The following is a 17,321-nucleotide window of genomic DNA, read 5'->3' on the forward strand; positions in this document are numbered from 1 at the left end:
TGTTTTCAGTTCCTTATAATATTCAATGAATTGCCTTTGTTTCTCTTCACTGAATTTATGGGGGACGCCTGACGGTTTTTTGTAGGTGAAGCCGTTACGATGCAGCCACTTGTTCATTCCCGGCACGCTGAAAATGATGTTCCATGTCCGGGCGACAAACGCAATAACATCGCGGGTATGGTGAAATAAATTATCGGATAACTGGCTGATTAAAAGGGCCGTTTGTTCAGCATTGAGTTTGCTGTCTGAGCCGCCGTTTTCGGGTTTCAGTTTTCCTTTATTCAGAAACTCGCTGATATGGTGATCAACGGTCGTCTGATGCAGGCGTAAAGCCTGAGCAATCATAGCCGAACTCCAGCCTTCGGAGGCCAGAAGAATGGCTTTAATACGATCACAAACGCGCTTATCACGACTGGAATCATGAAGGCGTTCAAGTTCAGCTTTTTGTTGGTCAGAGATGAATATTTTCATGTTGGACAGCATGATCTCCTGTTGCTGAAAAATCAAGCATTTTCAATGATTACGGGTATATAAAACTTTCAGAATCATTGGGATGGCTAACTGGTCGAAAACCAAGGTACTAAAATCTATCGGTGTGTTATTATAAAAATAACTTGCAATTAAGGTGGTTACTATGACTAATTTAAATCTCTCTAATTCTGAAAAAAAATAAGTGATAATGAATTAAAGTCAATTGAACGAAAGTTAGGTATAGAATTACCATTGGATTTCGTTCTATTTTATAAAAAAATAATGGTGGGGAACCTAATAAAACAATATTCAAAGAATATAATGAGACCGGTGAGTGTATTAACGTGAGGATGTTTATTCCTTTTTTATATTCACGGAAATTCGGGGATGACCCGGATTTTACTTTAGATGGGAGTTCTAAAAAAGAGTGGTCTAAATTAGAGATCCTAAAATATCTTCTTGCATTTGCCATGAGTTGGACTGGAGATTATATTTGTTTGAATTTAGATAGCAATGAAATATACTATTATTACAGACGTGGGTGGGACGACAGTTTATCCACAGAGGAGAATTTCAAAAAAAAATCGAAGCTTATTGCACCTTCGTTCTCTATTTTTATTGAGGGTCTTGAGTTTGCCGACGAGAAAGTTAATCCTGAGTTAATTTCAAAGAAAACCAAGAAAAAGGATAGTCCCTTTTTACTTATTAATAAACCAGACAAAAGATTAAGTGATAATGAATTCAAATTAATCGAGCAGAATTTAGATGTGAAACTGCCGGCTAATTTAGTTAAATTTCACAAAGAAAATAATGGAGGGTATCCCAATAAAACAATATTTTATGACTATTATGGTGTGTTGGATTTTATTGAAATAAAAAAATTTATTCCTTTTTTACATGATTATCAATTTGAAGATAATCCAAATTTTACCATTGATGGTATATCAAAAAAAGGATGGGGTGAACTTAAAATTCCAAAACATTTTTTGCCATTTGCTGTTGACTGGGGGGGGAATTATGTTTGTTTGAGTTTGCATGATAACAAAGTCTATTATTATGTCAGAGATGTTTGGAGCGAAAATATATCTATAGAAAAAAATCTTGAGATTAATTCAAAATTAATAGCGCCATCTTTTACATATTTTATTAAACATCTTGAATTACCTGAAGAAGACAATGATTGATCTTGCCCTGGCCCGGCACCAAAACGCAGATGACTATCCGCTCCAAAACGTACAAGGGTGGGGGATTTAACGAACTGTGTTCTGAAGATGCCACTGACAGCGAACAGGTCTACATGCACGCGCAAAAGGACATGGTAACAGAAGTGCTACATGACCGGACGACTAGGGAAAGATCATCGTGTGCCGTAGGCGCAAAGATGCAAAACGGGACGTTTTGCATGTAATAAGTATAAGCCTGTGAAGAGATGGTGGCAGGCCCACTGGGAGCTGCGGTCGGAAGCCGATCCCAGACAACCCCGGCTGCTGTGGTAAAGAGCCATGGTGGTGAGCGCAGAGGGAACGATCAGACAGGATCTGATCTTATGTAAGGTACAGCGAGATGAGTAAACCCGAACCTGTGTTGAAGCGCCGTTAATACAAAGTCACCTCAGAACCGGGGGCGCGATACCGCCGGGATAAATTTACGGTAGCGTAAAGAGATAAATAAAAATAACTGAAACTATATTTTTTAAATTAAAATCCCACAATGCCAGTATTTGCAGAACTGTATTTCTGCTTTCCCTTTAATATAAAACTTCTCAACCTTCCTCGGCTATTTTCTGAATATATAACGACAACTTCCTTGTTTAACCGGGGCATAAAAAATGGAATTCCGTAACCTGACGCCGTTCTCAGTAATGCAGTACGCGATGGATGACAAACACACAACGCCAATCAGTGATGATGAAATGGTGGAAAGCGGACAGCATCAGTAACGGTCAAACATCGTGGCGTTGACAGCCGTAGCTGGCGGGCAAACTGGCCGAATCTTGCCACCATCTTCGTGTACCCGGAGGAGATCCGCAAAGCCATCTACACCACGAATGCCATCGAGTCACTGAACAGCGTCATCAGGCATGCGATAAAGAAACGCAAAGTGTTCCCGACAGATGAATCGGTGAAAAAAGTGATCTGGCTGGCTATCCAGTCAGCATCGCAGAAATGGACGATGCCACTTCAGGACTGCCGGATAGCCATGAGTCGCTTTATTATTGAGTTCGGTGACCGCCTTGACGGGCACTTCTGAGAAAAGGCGTTTACACAGAATGATGGACAGGCTCCATCCGGCATGGTGTGCCGGATGTGGCGTAGGCCTGGTAATACGCGCCAGCGTCGCATCAGGTACCCAGTTTGGGCGTCAGATGTCGGATGCGGCATGATCGCCTTATCCGACCTACGGGGTGTAGCACTTCACAGTCGTTTAGCGAACTACCGCGTTGTCAATTTTCTCTTCTGCCTTCCAGATGCGGTATTTCACATCTACATTGTCTGGCGTATACACCACGATCGGCAGTTTACTGTTGTAACGCAGCATCCCGGCATCGCCCAGATATGCGGTGACAAATTTCTTCTCTTTCTTGCTGTCCGGGCAGGCCATCATCGTCGAAACCAGGGAACTGACGTTATCAAAGACATAATAATCATAGCCCCAGCCTTCCAGCGTTTTGCTTTCCAGCTTCCCGCCGAGACGATGCAAATTGCAATCGACTTCCAGCGTCTGACCAATTAACAGTTCTACTTTCAGGGTAGATTCATCTTCTTGCGGAGTTAACTGAATTACCTGACGCTTCATGCCTTTTTCAGCTTGCGGATAAGGCGCTACTTTTTCCAGTGGCTGGACGCTCTCTGCCGCCCAGGAAGAGGTGGTGGCGAAAGCGGCAAACAATACTGCAGGTAGAATGGTCTTCATTTTTGCTTTCCTTCTTCATTTATAGGTTTTCACCGATGATGTCGTTGAAGGTTAACATATTCATCATATTTATTAATTTGCTTTGTGAATAGCTAAAAGAACATTCAGACAATTTCACCTGCTCTTTTAGTGTTAAACTCTAATGAGAGAAGAAACCATCAGAAATATCTCTGGTGAATTAATCGCTATGTAATTATGTTTATAACCACTTGAAATGTGAGCAAAAGCTCGTTTTTGCTACGCTTCCCGCCACTCTTTTGATCCTGCTACAGGTTTTACCCCGATCGGGGTATGCATCTTTGACACATCCTTTAATATCTTAGCGGCTATAAAAATGGCTTATTAATTATGCGGTTTGTTTGGTCGCTCTCAATTTTAGAGCGCGTTAATGATGGAAGGTCAATGTGAAGATTGATGCATCCCGTCGGGGCATACTCACTGGTCGCTGGCGCAAAGCCAGTAACGGTATCCGTCCACCCTGGTCCGGTGATGAATCGCATTTTCTGACCCATTGCACCCGCTGCGACGCCTGTATTAATGCTTGCGAAAACGACATTCTGCAACGCGGCGCGGGTGGCTATCCGAGCGTTAATTTTAAAAATAACGAGTGCAGCTTCTGTTACGCCTGCGCGCAGGCTTGCCCCGAATCGCTATTTTCTCCGCGCCACACCAGGGCATGGGATTTGCAGTTCGCCATCGGGGACGCGTGCCTGGCGTATCAGTCAGTTGAATGCCGCCGCTGTCAGGATAGCTGTGAGCCAATGGCAATTATCTTTCGCCCGATGCTCTCCGGGATCTACCAGCCGCAACTTAATAGCCAACTTTGCAACGGATGTGGAGCATGTGCAGCCAGCTGTCCGGTATCAGCCATAACTGCGGAGTATCTCCATGCACACTAACTGGCAAGTTTGCAGCCTGGTCGTGCAGGCCAAAAGCGAACGAATTTCAGACATCAGCACCCAACTGAACGCCTTTCCCGGCTGTGAAGTCGCTGTCAGCGACGCGCCGAGCGGTCAGTTGATTGTGGTGGTGGAAGCAGAAGACAGCGAAACGCTGATCCAAACCATTGAGTCAGTACGCAACGTAGAGGGCGTGCTGGCGGTGTCGCTGGTTTATCACCAGCAGGAAGAGCAAGGTGAGGAAACACCATGAAACTCAGTCGTCGTAGCTTTATGAAAGCTAACGCCGTTGCGGCCGCTGCGGCGGCTGCCGGTCTCAGCGTGCCGGGCGTTGCCCGCGCCGTTGTTGGTCAGCAGGAGGCCATTAAATGGGATAAAGCGCCGTGCCGTTTCTGCGGTACTGGTTGCGGCGTTCTGGTCGGAACGCAGCAGGGGCGTGTGGTGGCCTGTCAGGGCGACCCGGACGCACCGGTTAACCGTGGCCTGAACTGCATTAAGGGCTATTTCCTGCCCAAAATCATGTACGGTAAAGACCGTTTGACGCAGCCGCTTCTGCGTATGAAAAACGGCAAATATGACAAAGAAGGCGAATTTACCCCAATCACCTGGGATCAGGCCTTCGATGTGATGGAAGAGAAATTCAAAACCGCCCTGAAAGAAAAAGGGCCGGAGTCGATCGGTATGTTCGGTTCTGGTCAGTGGACTATCTGGGAAGGTTATGCCGCCTCCAAGCTGTTCAAAGCGGGCTTTCGGTCTAACAACATCGACCCGAACGCGCGTCACTGTATGGCGTCGGCGGTAGTTGGCTTTATGCGTACCTTTGGTATGGATGAGCCGATGGGCTGCTATGACGATATCGAACAGGCTGACGCGTTTGTGCTGTGGGGCGCGAATATGGCAGAGATGCACCCGATCCTCTGGTCGCGCATCACCAACCGTCGTCTCTCTAACCAGAACGTTACTGTAGCGGTGCTTTCTACCTACCAGCATCGTAGCTTCGAGCTGGCAGATAACGGCATCATCTTTACGCCGCAATCTGACCTGGTGATCCTGAACTACATCGCTAACTATATCATTCAAAACAATGCGATAAATCAGGACTTCTTCAGCAAACACGTTAACCTGCGCAAAGGGGCGACGGACATCGGCTACGGTTTACGTCCGACCCATCCGCTGGAAAAAGCGGCGAAGAATCCGGGTTCTGACGCCTCCGAACCGATGAGCTTTGAAGATTACAAAGCCTTCGTTGCCGAGTATACGCTGGAAAAAACCGCCGAAATGACCGGTGTGCCAAAAGACCAGTTAGAACAACTGGCGCAGCTGTATGCCGATCCGAACAAGAAAGTCATCTCCTACTGGACGATGGGCTTCAACCAGCATACCCGTGGCGTGTGGGCTAACAACCTGGTCTACAACCTGCACCTGCTGACTGGCAAAATTTCCCAGCCAGGGTGCGGCCCGTTCTCCCTGACCGGACAGCCTTCCGCGTGCGGTACTGCGCGTGAAGTCGGCACCTTTGCTCACCGCTTGCCAGCGGACATGGTGGTGACTAACGAGAAACACCGTGATATCTGCGAGAAGAAGTGGAATATCCCGAGCGGCACCATTCCGGCGAAAATCGGTCTGCACGCGGTGGCACAAGACCGTGCGCTGAAAGACGGCAAGCTGAATGTTTACTGGACCATGTGCACCAACAACATGCAGGCCGGGCCAAACATTAATGAAGAGCGTATGCCGGGCTGGCGCGATCCGCGCAACTTCATCATCGTCTCTGATCCGTATCCGACAGTCAGTGCGCTGGCCGCGGACTTGATCCTGCCGGCAGCAATGTGGGTAGAGAAAGAGGGGGCTTACGGTAACGCCGAACGCCGTACTCAGTTCTGGCGTCAGCAGGTGCAGGCACCGGGCGAAGCGAAATCCGATCTCTGGCAGTTAGTTCAGTTCTCCCGCCGCTTCAAAACTGAAGAAGTGTGGCCGGAAGAGTTGCTGGCGAAGAAACCAGAACTGCGTGGCAAAACGCTGTACGACGTTCTGTATGCCACCCCGGAAGTGAGCAAATTCCCGCTATCTGAACTGGCAGAAGATCAGCTGAACGATGAATCCCGCGAGCTGGGCTTCTATCTGCAAAAAGGGCTGTTCGAAGAGTACGCATGGTTTGGTCGCGGTCACGGTCACGATCTTGCGCCGTTCGATGACTACCACAAAGCGCGCGGTCTGCGCTGGCCGGTGGTGAACGGTAAAGAAACGCAGTGGCGTTACAGCGAAGGTCACGACCCGTACGTGAAAGCGGGCGAAGGCTACAAGTTCTACGGTAAACCGGATGGAAAAGCGGTGATCTTCGCACTGCCGTTCGAACCGGCGGCAGAAGCACCGGATGCAGAGTACGACCTGTGGCTCTCTACCGGGCGCGTACTCGAGCACTGGCACACCGGCAGTATGACTCGCCGTGTACCAGAACTGCACCGCGCCTTCCCGGAAGCGGTCCTGTTTATTCATCCGCTGGATGCGAAAGCGCGCGATCTGCGTCGTGGCGACAAAGTGAAAGTGGTTTCTCGCCGTGGCGAAGTGATCTCGATTGTCGAAACGCGCGGTCGTAACCGTCCACCGCAGGGCCTGGTGTATATGCCGTTCTTCGACGCCGCGCAGCTGGTAAACAAACTGACGCTGGACGCGACCGATCCGCTCTCGAAAGAGACGGACTTCAAGAAGTGCGCGGTCAAACTGGAGAAGGTGTAAGCCATTATGTCCCGGTCAGCGAAACCTCAAAATGGTCGCCGCCGCTTTCTGCGCGATGTCGTTCGCACAGCAGGCGGGCTGGCTGCCGTGGGTGTGGCGCTGGGGTTACAACAGCAAACCGCACGCGCATCTGGCGTACGGTTGCGCCCGCCCGGAGCTATAAACGAGAACGCCTTTGCCAGTGCCTGCGTACGTTGTGGTCAGTGTGTTCAGGCTTGCCCTTACGACACCTTAAAACTGGCGACGCTGGCCTCTGGCCTGTCGGCGGGCACGCCATATTTTGTTGCACGGGATATTCCCTGCGAAATGTGTGAAGACATTCCGTGCGCCAAAGTGTGCCCGAGCGGTGCGCTGGATCGTGAGATCGAATCGATCGACGATGCGCGGATGGGGCTGGCGGTGCTGGTGGACCAGGAGAACTGCCTCAACTTTCAGGGGCTTCGCTGCGATGTTTGTTATCGCGAATGCCCGAAAATTGATGAGGCAATCACCCTGGAACTGGAGCGCAACACGCGTACCGGTAAGCACGCCCGTTTTCTGCCGACGGTTCACAGCGACGCGTGTACCGGCTGCGGTAAGTGCGAAAAGGTGTGTGTGCTGGAACAACCGGCAATCAAGGTGTTACCGCTGTCACTGGCGAAAGGGGAGTTAGGTCACCATTACCGCTTCGGCTGGCTGGAGGGGAACAATGGCAAATCGTAAACGTGACGCCGGGCGCGAGGCGCTGGAGAAAAAAGGCTGGTGGCGCAGCCACCGCTGGCTGGTGTTGCGTCGCTTTTGTCAGTTCTTCGTGCTGGGGATGTTTTTGAGCGGCCCGTGGTTTGGTGTGTGGATCTTGCACGGTAACTACAGCAGTAGCCTGTTATTCGACACCATTCCACTGACCGATCCGCTGATGACGCTGCAAAGTCTTGCCAGCGGCCATCTGCCTGCCACGGTGGCGCTGACCGGTGCGGTGATTATCACCGTGCTCTATGCCCTGGCAGGAAAGCGATTATTTTGCAGCTGGGTCTGCCCGCTGAACCCGATTACCGACTTAGCAAACTGGTTACGCAGGCGTTTTGACCTCAATCAGTCTGCGACGATCCCACGCCACATTCGCTACGTACTGTTGGTGTTCATTCTGGTGGGATCGGCCTTAACCGGCACGCTCATCTGGGAATGGATCAATCCCGTTTCCCTGATGGGGCGAAGTCTGATAATGGGATTCGGCAGCGGCGTGCTGCTTATTCTCGCGCTGTTTTTATTTGATCTACTGGTCGTAGAACACGGCTGGTGCGGGCACATTTGCCCGGTCGGCGCGCTGTATGGCGTGCTGGGTAGTAAAGGTGTGATTACCGTTGCGGCCACCGATCGGCAGAAATGTAACCGCTGTATGGATTGTTTTCATGTTTGCCCGGAACCGCATGTGCTACGTGCCCCGGTGCTGGATGAACAAAGCCCGGTGCAGGTCACCAGCCGCGATTGCATGACGTGCGGTCGCTGCGTGGATGTCTGTTCTGAGGATGTATTTACAATAACTACACGATGGAGTTCGGGAGCGAAATCATGAAAAGCCATGACCTGAAGAAAGCGCTGTGTCAATGGACGGCGATGCTGGCCCTGGTGGTGAGCGGCGCGGTTTGGGCGGCTAATGGCGTCGATTTTAGCCAATCGCCGGAAGTATCCGGGACGCAGGAAGGGGCCATTCGGATGCCAAAAGAGCAGGAACGGATGCCGCTAAACTATGTGAATCAGCCGCCAATGATCCCACATAGCGTTGAAGGTTATCAGGTAACGACCAATACCAACCGTTGCTTGCAGTGCCACGGTGTCGAAAGCTATCGCACCACTGGCGCGCCGCGCATCAGTCCTACTCACTTTATGGACAGCGACGGCAAAGTGGGCGCGGAAGTGGCTCCACGTCGTTACTTCTGTCTGCAATGTCACGTACCGCAGGCTGATACTGCGCCAATCGTGGGGAATACCTTTACCCCGTCAAAAGGTTACGGGAAATAAGAGGTTATTATGGGAAATTCTGACCGTAAGCCTGGTCTGATTAAGCGCCTGTGGAAATGGTGGCGTACTCCCAGTCATCTGGCGCTGGGGACGCTGCTGTTGATCGGTTTTGTTGGCGGCATCGTCTTCTGGGGCGGCTTTAACACAGGGATGGAAAAAGCCAATACTGAAGAGTTCTGCATTAGCTGCCACGAAATGCGTAACACGGTGTATCAGGAATACATGGATTCCGTGCACTACAACAACCGTAGCGGCGTCCGTGCGACCTGTCCGGATTGTCACGTTCCGCACGAGTTTGTGCCGAAAATGATACGCAAGCTCAAAGCAAGTAAAGAACTGTATGGTAAAATGCTGGGCGTTATTGACACACCGCAGAAATTCGAAGCTCATCGCCTGACTATGGCACAGAATGAGTGGCGGCGTATGAAGGACAACAACTCGCAGGAGTGTCGTAACTGTCACAACGTTGAGTTTATGGATTTAACAGCCCAGAAAAGTGTTGCCGCGAAGATGCACGATCAAGCGGTGAAAGATGGGCAAACCTGTATTGATTGCCATAAAGGGATTGCGCACAAGCTGCCTGATATGCGTGAAGTCGAACCAGGTTTCTAACAGGGTTATTGCGTGGGTATGCTTGAAGCCAGAGAATTACTCTGCGAGCGGGATGAACGAACCTTATTCAGTGGCTTGTCATTTACGCTGAACGCAGGAGAGTGGGTACAAATCACCGGTAGCAACGGCGCGGGGAAGACAACGCTTCTCCGTTTGCTGACGGGGTTGTCTCGCCCTGACGCGGGTGACGTTCTCTGGCAAGGGCAGCCTTTGCATCAGGTACGCGACAGCTACCACCAAAACCTGTTATGGATAGGCCATCAGCCGGGGATCAAAACCCGGCTGACGGCGTTAGAAAATCTGCACTTTTATCATCGCGATGGCGATACCGCACAATGTCTGGAAGCCCTGGCGCAGGCCGGGCTTGCCGGATTCGAAGATATTCCGGTAAACCAACTCTCTGCCGGACAACAACGCCGCGTCGCTTTAGCGCGTTTGTGGCTGACTCGTGCCACGTTATGGATCCTCGACGAACCTTTTACCGCGATTGACGTTAACGGCGTCGAGCGTCTGACCCAGCGTATGGCGCAGCATACGGAGCAGGGGGGGATTGTTATTCTGACTACCCACCAGCCGCTCAACGTTGCTGAAAGTAAAATTCGCCGCATTTCACTGACGCAAACGAGGGGCGCATGATGTTCTGGCGTATTTTCCGTCTTGAACTGCACGTAGCGTTTCGTCATAGCGCCGAAATCGCCAATCCGCTGTGGTTCTTCCTGATTGTAATTACTCTTTTTCCGCTCAGTATCGGCCCGGAGCCGCAACTGCTGGCGCGTATTGCACCGGGCGTTATCTGGGTTGCAGCGCTGCTTTCATCCTTGCTGGCACTGGAACGACTGTTCCGTGACGATTTGCAGGACGGCAGTCTTGAACAATTGATGTTGTTGCCGTTACCTTTGCCCGCCGTTGTGCTGGCGAAGGTGATGGCGCACTGGATGGTAACCGGTCTGCCGTTACTTATTCTTTCGCCTCTGGTTGCAATGCTACTGGGAATGGATTTTTATGGCTGGCAAGTGATGGCACTGACGCTGCTGCTGGGAACCCCTACGCTTGGTTTTCTCGGTGCACCGGGCGTGGCGCTAACCGTGGGACTTAAACGCGGTGGTGTGCTGCTCAGCATACTGGTGTTACCGCTGACTATCCCATTACTCATTTTTGCCACTGCCGCGATGGACGCGGCTTCGATGCATTTGCCCGTTGACGGGTATCTGGCAATTTTAGGCGCGTTGCTGGCAGGCACCGCGACATTAAGTCCTTTTGCGACGGCGGCAGCGTTACGAATCAGCATTCAATAACGCTGGATTACTGATTTTTGTTCGAGTCTGGTATCGAAACTATGTGGAAAACACTGCATCAACTGGCGATCCCACCACGGCTGTATCAAATCTGTGGCTGGTTTATACCGTGGCTGGCAATTGCCAGTGTGGTCGTGCTTACCGTCGGCTGGATCTGGGGATTCGGTTTTGCTCCGGCTGATTATCAGCAGGGAAATAGCTACCGCATCATTTATCTGCATGTGCCTGCGGCGATCTGGTCGATGGGCATTTATGCATCAATGGCGGTGGCGGCTTTTATTGGCCTTGTCTGGCAGATGAAAATGGCCAACCTGGCGGTGGCGGCGATGGCCCCTATTGGTGCCGTGTTTACCTTTATTGCCCTGGTCACCGGCTCCGCATGGGGAAAACCGATGTGGGGCACCTGGTGGGTGTGGGATGCGCGTCTGACGTCTGAACTGGTGCTGTTGTTTCTTTACGTGGGTGTAATTGCTCTGTGGCACGCTTTTGATGATCGCCGCCTGGCGGGTCGTGCGGCGGGTATTCTGGTGCTGATTGGCGTGGTGAACCTGCCGATTATTCATTATTCCGTGGAGTGGTGGAACACCCTGCATCAGGGGTCAACACGGATGCAGCAAAGTATCGATCCGGCAATGCGTTCACCGCTGCGCTGGTCCATTCTTGGTTTCCTGCTGTTGTCTGCCACGTTGACGCTGATGAGGATGCGTAATTTGATTTTGCTAATGGAAAAACGTCGTCCGTGGGTGAGTGAACTGATACTGAAAAGAGGCCGTAAATGACCCCTGCATTTGCTTCCTGGAATGAATTCTTCGCAATGGGCGGTTACGCCTTTTTTGTCTGGCTGGCGGTAGTGATGACCCTTATCCCGCTGGTCGTTTTGGTTGTGCACTCGGTGATGCAGCATCGCGCGATTCTGCGCGGCGTAGCGCAACAGCGGGCGCGTGAGGCGCGTTTACGTTCTGCGCAACAGCAGGAGGCTGCATGAATATTCGCCGTAAAAACCGCTTGTGGATTGCCTGTGCCGTGTTGGCGGGGCTGGTGCTGACTATTGGGCTGGTACTCTATGCGCTACGCTCCAATATCGATCTTTTCTATACACCGGGGGAGATTCTCTACGGCAAGCGTGAAACTCAGCAGATGCCGGAAGTCGGGCAGCGTCTGCGCGTCGGTGGAATGGTGATGCCGGGTAGCGTGCAGCGCGATCCTGACTCGCTGAAAGTCACTTTCACCATTTACGACGCAGAAGGCTCAGTGGATGTCACCTACGAAGGCATTTTGCCGGATCTGTTCCGTGAAGGGCAGGGGGTTGTGGTGCAGGGCGAACTGGAAAAAGGCAATCATATCCTCGCGAAAGAAGTGCTGGCGAAACACGATGAAAACTATACGCCGCCAGAAGTCGAGAAAGCGATGGAATCTAATCACCGTCGCCCGGCGAGTGTTTATAAGGACCCAGCATCATGATGCCGGAAATTGGTAATGGGCTACTCTGCCTGGCGCTAGGAATTGCGCTGCTGCTGTCCGTGTATCCGCTATGGGGCGTGGCGCGCGGAGATGCGCGCATGATGGCTTCTTCCCGCTTGTTTGCCTGGCTACTGTTTATGTCTGTGGCTGGCGCATTTCTGGTACTGGTCAATGCTTTCGTAGTCAATGACTTTACCGTCACCTATGTTGCCAGTAACTCCAATAGCCAGCTTCCGGTGTGGTATCGCGTGGCGGCTACCTGGGGCGCACATGAAGGCTCGCTGCTGCTATGGGTGTTGCTGATGAGCGGCTGGACCTTTGCGGTGGCGATTTTTAGTCAGCGTATTCCGCTGGATATTGTGGCCCGTGTACTGGCGATAATGGGGATGGTCAGCGTCGGCTTTTTGCTGTTCATTCTTTTTACCTCTAACCCGTTCTCACGCACGTTGCCGAACTTCCCGATTGAAGGTCGCGATCTTAACCCGCTGTTGCAGGATCCGGGGCTGATCTTCCATCCACCTCTGCTCTATATGGGTTACGTCGGTTTCTCGGTGGCGTTTGCTTTTGCCATTGCTTCTTTGTTGAGTGGACGGCTGGACAGCACTTACGCACGTTTTACTCGTCCGTGGACGCTGGCGGCGTGGATCTTCCTGACGCTCGGTATTGTACTGGGCTCTGCGTGGGCTTATTACGAACTCGGTTGGGGCGGCTGGTGGTTCTGGGACCCGGTAGAAAACGCCTCGTTTATGCCGTGGCTGGTGGGGACTGCGCTGATGCACTCACTGGCGGTCACTGAACAACGCGCCAGCTTTAAAGCGTGGACATTACTGCTGGCAATCAGTGCTTTCTCGCTGTGTCTGCTGGGGACTTTCCTCGTGCGTTCCGGCGTGCTGGTATCGGTACACGCGTTTGCATCTGATCCGGCGCGCGGTATGTTTATCCTCGCCTTTATGGTGCTGGTGATTGGGGGGGCGCTGCTGCTGTTTGCCGCGCGTGGATACAAAGTTCGCTCACGCGTAAACAATACGCTGTGGTCGCGGGAATCTTTGTTGTTAGCGAACAACATTCTGCTGGTCGCCGCAATGCTGGTGGTACTGCTGGGGACGCTGCTGCCACTGGTGCACAAGCAACTGGGACTGGGCAGTATTTCGATTGGCGAACCGTTCTTCAACACCATGTTTACCTGGCTGATGGTGCCGTTTGCGCTGTTGTTAGGTGTTGGCCCCCTGGTGCGCTGGGGGCGCGATCGCCCGCGTAAAATCCGCAATTTGTTGATTATCGCCTTCATCTCAACGCTGATGCTGTCGCTGCTGTTACCGTGGCTGTTCGAGAGCAAAGTCGTGGCGATGACGGTGCTTGGCCTGGCAATGGCCTGCTGGATTGCGGTGCTGGCAATTGCGGAAGCTGCGCTGCGTATTTCACGCGGCACGAAAACCACCTTCAGTTATTGGGGCATGGTGGCGGCTCACCTGGGGCTGGCAGTGACAATTGTTGGCATTGCCTTTAGCCAGAACTATAGCGTTGAGCGTGATGTGCGCATGAAGTCCGGCGATAGCGTCGATATTCATGAATATCGTTTCACCTTCCGTGATGTCAAAGAGGTGTCTGGCCCGAACTGGCGCGGCGGTGTGGCGACTGTCGGCGTAACGCGAGATGGCAAGCCGGAAACGGTGCTGTATGCAGAAAAACGTTATTACAACACTGCCGGGTCGATGATGACCGAAGCAGCGATTGACGGCGGCATCACTCGTGACCTGTACGCGGCGCTCGGTGAAGAGCTGGAAAACGGCGCGTGGGCTGTGCGTCTTTACTACAAACCATTTGTTCGCTGGATTTGGGCGGGTGGGCTGATGATGGCGTTGGGCGGGCTGCTGTGCCTGTTTGATCCTCGCTATCGTAAGCGCGTGAACCCGCAAAAAACTGCGCCGGAGGCTGTATGAAGCGCAAAGTATTGTTAATTCCTTTGATTATCTTCCTGGTGATTGCCGCGGCGCTGCTGTGGCAGCTGGCGCGTAATGCTGAAGGGGATGATCCGACCAATCTGGAATCGGCGCTCATTGGCAAGCCGGTACCGAAGTTTCGCCTCGAATCACTTGACAATCCGGGACAGTTTTATCAGTCGGATGTGCTGACTCAGGGCAAACCTGTGCTGCTTAACGTCTGGGCGACCTGGTGTCCGACCTGCCGTGCGGAGCATCAATATCTGAATCAGCTTTCTGCACAGGGCATCCGCGTGGTCGGCATGAACTATAAAGACGATCGCCAGAAGGCAATCAACTGGCTGAAAGAGTTGGGCAATCCTTACGCGCTAAGCCTGTTTGATGGCGAAGGCATGTTAGGGTTGGATCTGGGCGTGTATGGCGCGCCAGAAACCTTCCTCATCGACGGCAACGGCATCATTCGCTATCGCCATGCAGGCGATCTCAATCCTCGCGTCTGGGAAGAAGAGATCAAGCCGCTGTGGGAGAAATACAGTAAGGAGGCCGCACAATGAGGTTTTTATTGGGCGTGCTGATGCTGATGATCTCCGGCTCGGCGCTGGCAACCATCGACGTGTTGCAGTTTAAAGATGAAGCACAGGAACAACAGTTCCGTCAGCTCACTGAAGAACTGCGCTGCCCGAAATGCCAGAACAACAGCATTGCCGATTCCAACTCGATGATTGCGACCGACCTGCGCCAGAAAGTGTATGAACTGATGCAGGAAGGCAAAAGTAAGAAAGAGATTGTCGATTATATGGTGGCGCGTTACGGCAACTTCGTCACTTACGATCCACCGTTAACGCCGCTGACCGTGCTGCTGTGGGTGCTGCCAGTTGTCGCTATTGGCATTGGTGGCTGGGTCATTTACGCCCGCTCGCGGCGTCGGGTACGCGTGGTGCCGGAAGCGTTTCCTGAACAAAGCGTGCCGGAAGGTAAGCGTGCCGGATATGTTGTTTATCTGCCGGGAATTGCGGTGGCGTTAATTGTCGCTGGCATTAGCTACTACCAGACCGGCAATTATCAGCAGGTGAAAATCTGGCAGCAGGCCACAGCACAGGCTCCTGCGTTGCTGGACAGGGCGCTGGATCCGAAAGCCGATCCGCTCAACGAAGAGGAGATGTCGCGCCTTGCGCTGGGAATGCGTACTCAACTGCAAAAAAATCCGGGGGATGTTGAAGGCTGGATTATGTTGGGGCGCATCGGGATGGCGTTGGGTAACGCCAGTATTGCGACCGATGCATACGCCACTGCGTATCGCCTCGATCCGAAAAACAGTGATGCCACACTGGGATATGCTGAAGCGTTGACACGTTCATCTGATCCCAACGACAACCGCCTCGGCGGCGAACTGCTACGCCAGTTGGTGAGAACGGACCATAGTAATATCCGTGTGTTAAGCATGTATGCGTTTAATGCCTTTGAGCAGCAGCGATTTGGCGACGCCGTTGCCGCGTGGGAGATGATGTTAAAAATGTTGCCCGCCAACGATACTCGCCGTGCGGTGATTGAACGTAGTATTGCGCAGGCGATGCAACATTTGTCGCCGCAGCAGCAGAGTAAATAAGAAGAGGCCCGATGGTGATGCCATCGGGCTATTTTTATTGTGCTCCGCGTTGTTGCAGGAACAGAATGGTGGCCGCCACGCGTGAGCGGACATTGAGTTTACGCAGCAGATTGCGAATGTGTACTTTTACTGTCTGCTCGGAAATATTCAACACCGAGGCAATCTGTTTATTTGACAGCCCCTGTGCCAGCTCGTGCAGAACATCCAGCTCGCGCTCCGTCAGCACGCTGAAGGGATCTTCTTCCGCGCCAAACATTTCACGTTCACGTAAGTACTGATTGACGCGTTCGCTAAAGACTTTGCTGCCTTTCGCTCCGGCACGAATCGCTTCCAGCAACACTTCCGGGTCGCTGTCTTTCAACAGATAACCGTCTGCGCCTGCGTCTATCAGCGCAAAGACATCGCTGGAAGCATCTGATACGGTCAGGATAATAATTTGCGCGGTAACGCCATCCCTGCGCAAGGCATTGAGAGTATCCAGGCCACTCATACCTTTCATATTGAGATCCAGCAAGATCACGTCGATATCCAGTCTATTCGCCAGATCGATCGCGCTCGCGCCGTCGCCCGCTTCGGCGACCACTTCAAAGCCAGGATCAAGCTCCAGTAACTGACGAACACCGCGTCGCATAAGTGGATGATCATCTACAATCATCACCTGAAAAGGCGTTGCTTCAGGCATAGTAGTCTCCTGAGGTCTTATTAGAATCATTATATTTGAGCGTAGCGTTGGTAACACGACCAGGCGCGTGAATGTTACCGCATTATATGTATGGACATGTAGTAAAATTGCAAGTGAGGGTAGCAAGACAATGCTATGGATATAAAAAAACCAACCGCACGAGAAGATGTGAATTAATGGTGTAAGTAATTGAAAAATAATAAGTATTATATATATGAATCTTGTTTCTAGTCCCAAACCTAGTCCCAAAATGAAAAGTCACATGGTTTTTAGAGCAAGATAGAAGTACCGATGAGGGGATATTGAGAACGCATCCTAGGGGTTATCATTGCCGGGCTTGCGATGGTTTCCACTCAGGTTTCCAGTGGAAACTTTTTTTGGAGTGGAAACTTTTTCCCAGCCCCTCAAAGGCGCATGGTAACTGATTTCATATGCTACGCAGTACTCATACTTTCCGTTTCGTTTTTGCGTACCTGCGCATCATTCGTAAGCGGCTCGTCAGAACCGTATTGATATTTACTGAGAGCTCAGATCAACTTTCCAGGGCAACAGATCGCGTACCCGGTTTGCCGGCCAGTCCTGGATATGTTCAATGACGTAGCGCAGCCACTTTTCTGGCTCCACATTGTTCAGACGGCATGTGCCGATCAGCGAGTACAACACCGCCGCATGTTCACCACCGCTGTCGGAACCCGCGAACATCCAGTT

General features: G+C 51.8%; 20 protein-coding genes and 4 pseudogenes. 19 read left to right on the plus strand and 5 right to left on the minus strand.

Features of this window, described 5'->3' with window-relative positions; translation table 11 throughout:
- Positions 1-483, minus strand: a 483-nt coding sequence (locus tag A7090_RS08275; protein ID WP_157941450.1) for a winged helix-turn-helix domain-containing protein, incomplete at its 3' end; no start/stop codon positions are given.
- 240 nt (positions 484-723) lie between these two features.
- On the opposite strand from A7090_RS08275, the pseudogene A7090_RS27125 reads away from it, so the two are divergent.
- From A7090_RS27125 to A7090_RS08290, 4 genes and pseudogenes are all read left to right on the plus strand, one after another.
- Positions 724-1,034, plus strand: a pseudogene (locus A7090_RS27125) (SMI1/KNR4 family protein); the annotation flags it as partial.
- Positions 1,035-1,175: 141 nt separating this feature from the next.
- Positions 1,176-1,655: an SMI1/KNR4 family protein gene (locus A7090_RS27130; RefSeq protein WP_342365288.1), complete on the plus strand. Its 480-nt coding sequence runs from the start codon at positions 1,176-1,178 to the stop codon at positions 1,653-1,655.
- Positions 1,656-1,666: 11 nt separating this feature from the next.
- Positions 1,667-1,819 (plus strand): annotated as a pseudogene (locus A7090_RS26495) (bacteriophage T4 gp5 trimerisation domain-containing protein); the annotation flags it as partial.
- Between the two features lie 614 nt (positions 1,820-2,433).
- Positions 2,434-2,721 (plus strand): annotated as a pseudogene (locus A7090_RS08290) (transposase); the annotation flags it as partial.
- Between the two features lie 174 nt (positions 2,722-2,895).
- Here the strand turns inward: A7090_RS08290 and eco are convergent.
- Both eco and A7090_RS27010 read right to left on the minus strand, forming a co-directional pair.
- The gene (gene eco / locus A7090_RS08295; protein ID WP_105273651.1) at positions 2,896-3,384 is read right to left on the minus strand and encodes a serine protease inhibitor ecotin; all 489 of its coding nucleotides are present in this window, start codon (positions 3,382-3,384) and stop codon (positions 2,896-2,898) included.
- 132 nt (positions 3,385-3,516) lie between these two features.
- Positions 3,517-3,681: pseudogene (locus A7090_RS27010) on the minus strand (hypothetical protein).
- Positions 3,682-3,788: 107 nt separating this feature from the next.
- Between A7090_RS27010 and napF the strand changes: the two are divergent.
- Genes napF through ccmH form a run of 15 tightly spaced genes read left to right on the plus strand, consistent with a single transcriptional unit; the run spans position 3,789 to position 15,931 of the window.
- On the plus strand, positions 3,789-4,283 hold the full coding sequence (gene napF / locus A7090_RS08300; protein ID WP_105273652.1) for a ferredoxin-type protein NapF: 495 nt from the start codon (positions 3,789-3,791) through the stop codon (positions 4,281-4,283).
- Positions 4,273-4,536, plus strand: coding sequence for a chaperone NapD (gene napD / locus A7090_RS08305; RefSeq protein ID WP_000557378.1), 264 nt, complete (start codon positions 4,273-4,275; stop codon positions 4,534-4,536). The genes napF and napD overlap by 11 nt, the downstream gene beginning before the upstream one ends.
- Positions 4,533-7,019 (plus strand): periplasmic nitrate reductase subunit alpha, encoded by a 2,487-nt coding sequence (gene napA, locus A7090_RS08310; RefSeq protein WP_105273653.1) that lies wholly within the window; start codon positions 4,533-4,535, stop codon positions 7,017-7,019. Before napD ends, napA begins: the two co-directional genes overlap by 4 nt.
- Positions 7,020-7,025: 6 nt before the next feature.
- Positions 7,026-7,721 (plus strand): ferredoxin-type protein NapG, encoded by a 696-nt coding sequence (napG, locus tag A7090_RS08315; RefSeq protein WP_000091291.1) that lies wholly within the window; start codon positions 7,026-7,028, stop codon positions 7,719-7,721.
- Positions 7,708-8,571, plus strand: a complete 864-nt coding sequence (napH, locus tag A7090_RS08320) for a quinol dehydrogenase ferredoxin subunit NapH (RefSeq protein ID WP_105273654.1) — start codon at positions 7,708-7,710, stop codon at positions 8,569-8,571. The genes napG and napH overlap by 14 nt, the downstream gene beginning before the upstream one ends.
- Entirely contained in the window at positions 8,568-9,017 is a 450-nt protein-coding gene (gene napB, locus A7090_RS08325) for a nitrate reductase cytochrome c-type subunit (protein ID WP_000835177.1), read from the plus strand. Before napH ends, napB begins: the two co-directional genes overlap by 4 nt.
- Before the next feature lie 9 nt (positions 9,018-9,026).
- Positions 9,027-9,629 (plus strand): cytochrome c-type protein NapC, encoded by a 603-nt coding sequence (gene napC, locus A7090_RS08330; protein WP_105273655.1) that lies wholly within the window; start codon positions 9,027-9,029, stop codon positions 9,627-9,629.
- Between the two features lie 12 nt (positions 9,630-9,641).
- Positions 9,642-10,265, plus strand: coding sequence for a cytochrome c biogenesis heme-transporting ATPase CcmA (gene ccmA, locus A7090_RS08335; protein ID WP_105273656.1), 624 nt, complete (start codon positions 9,642-9,644; stop codon positions 10,263-10,265).
- Positions 10,262-10,924: a heme exporter protein CcmB gene (gene ccmB, locus A7090_RS08340; RefSeq protein WP_105273657.1), complete on the plus strand. Its 663-nt coding sequence runs from the start codon at positions 10,262-10,264 to the stop codon at positions 10,922-10,924. Before ccmA ends, ccmB begins: the two co-directional genes overlap by 4 nt.
- A 41-nt stretch (positions 10,925-10,965) precedes the next feature.
- A complete protein-coding gene (ccmC, locus tag A7090_RS08345) occupies positions 10,966-11,703 on the plus strand; it encodes a heme exporter protein CcmC (protein WP_001296242.1) in 738 nt (245 codons plus the stop codon).
- The gene (gene ccmD / locus A7090_RS08350) at positions 11,700-11,909 is read left to right on the plus strand and encodes a heme exporter protein CcmD (protein WP_105273658.1); all 210 of its coding nucleotides are present in this window, start codon (positions 11,700-11,702) and stop codon (positions 11,907-11,909) included. The genes ccmC and ccmD overlap by 4 nt, the downstream gene beginning before the upstream one ends.
- Complete coding sequence (gene ccmE, locus A7090_RS08355) at positions 11,906-12,385, plus strand: cytochrome c maturation protein CcmE (RefSeq protein WP_105273659.1); 480 nt, start codon at positions 11,906-11,908, stop codon at positions 12,383-12,385. The genes ccmD and ccmE overlap by 4 nt, the downstream gene beginning before the upstream one ends.
- On the plus strand, positions 12,382-14,325 hold the full coding sequence (gene ccmF / locus A7090_RS08360; RefSeq protein ID WP_105273660.1) for a cytochrome c-type biogenesis heme lyase CcmF: 1,944 nt from the start codon (positions 12,382-12,384) through the stop codon (positions 14,323-14,325). Before ccmE ends, ccmF begins: the two co-directional genes overlap by 4 nt.
- Positions 14,322-14,879 carry a thiol:disulfide interchange protein DsbE gene (dsbE, locus tag A7090_RS08365; RefSeq protein ID WP_105273661.1) on the plus strand — a complete coding sequence of 186 codons (558 nt, stop codon included), beginning with the start codon at positions 14,322-14,324 and terminating at the stop codon, positions 14,877-14,879. The genes ccmF and dsbE overlap by 4 nt, the downstream gene beginning before the upstream one ends.
- Positions 14,876-15,931: a cytochrome c-type biogenesis thiol:disulfide oxidoreductase CcmH gene (gene ccmH / locus A7090_RS08370; protein WP_105273662.1), complete on the plus strand. Its 1,056-nt coding sequence runs from the start codon at positions 14,876-14,878 to the stop codon at positions 15,929-15,931. The genes dsbE and ccmH overlap by 4 nt, the downstream gene beginning before the upstream one ends.
- 34 nt (positions 15,932-15,965) lie before the next feature.
- Here ccmH and narP read toward each other — a convergent pair whose 3' ends face one another.
- Positions 15,966-16,613, minus strand: coding sequence for a nitrate/nitrite response regulator protein NarP (narP, locus tag A7090_RS08375; protein WP_001113637.1), 648 nt, complete (start codon positions 16,611-16,613; stop codon positions 15,966-15,968).
- A 516-nt stretch (positions 16,614-17,129) separates the two neighbouring features.
- The coding region (locus A7090_RS08380; protein ID WP_000295637.1) for a transposase domain-containing protein at positions 17,130-17,321 on the minus strand (192 nt) is incomplete at its 5' end.

Source organism: Escherichia sp. MOD1-EC7003 (genome assembly GCF_002965065.1).
GTDB lineage: Bacteria > Pseudomonadota > Gammaproteobacteria > Enterobacterales > Enterobacteriaceae > Escherichia.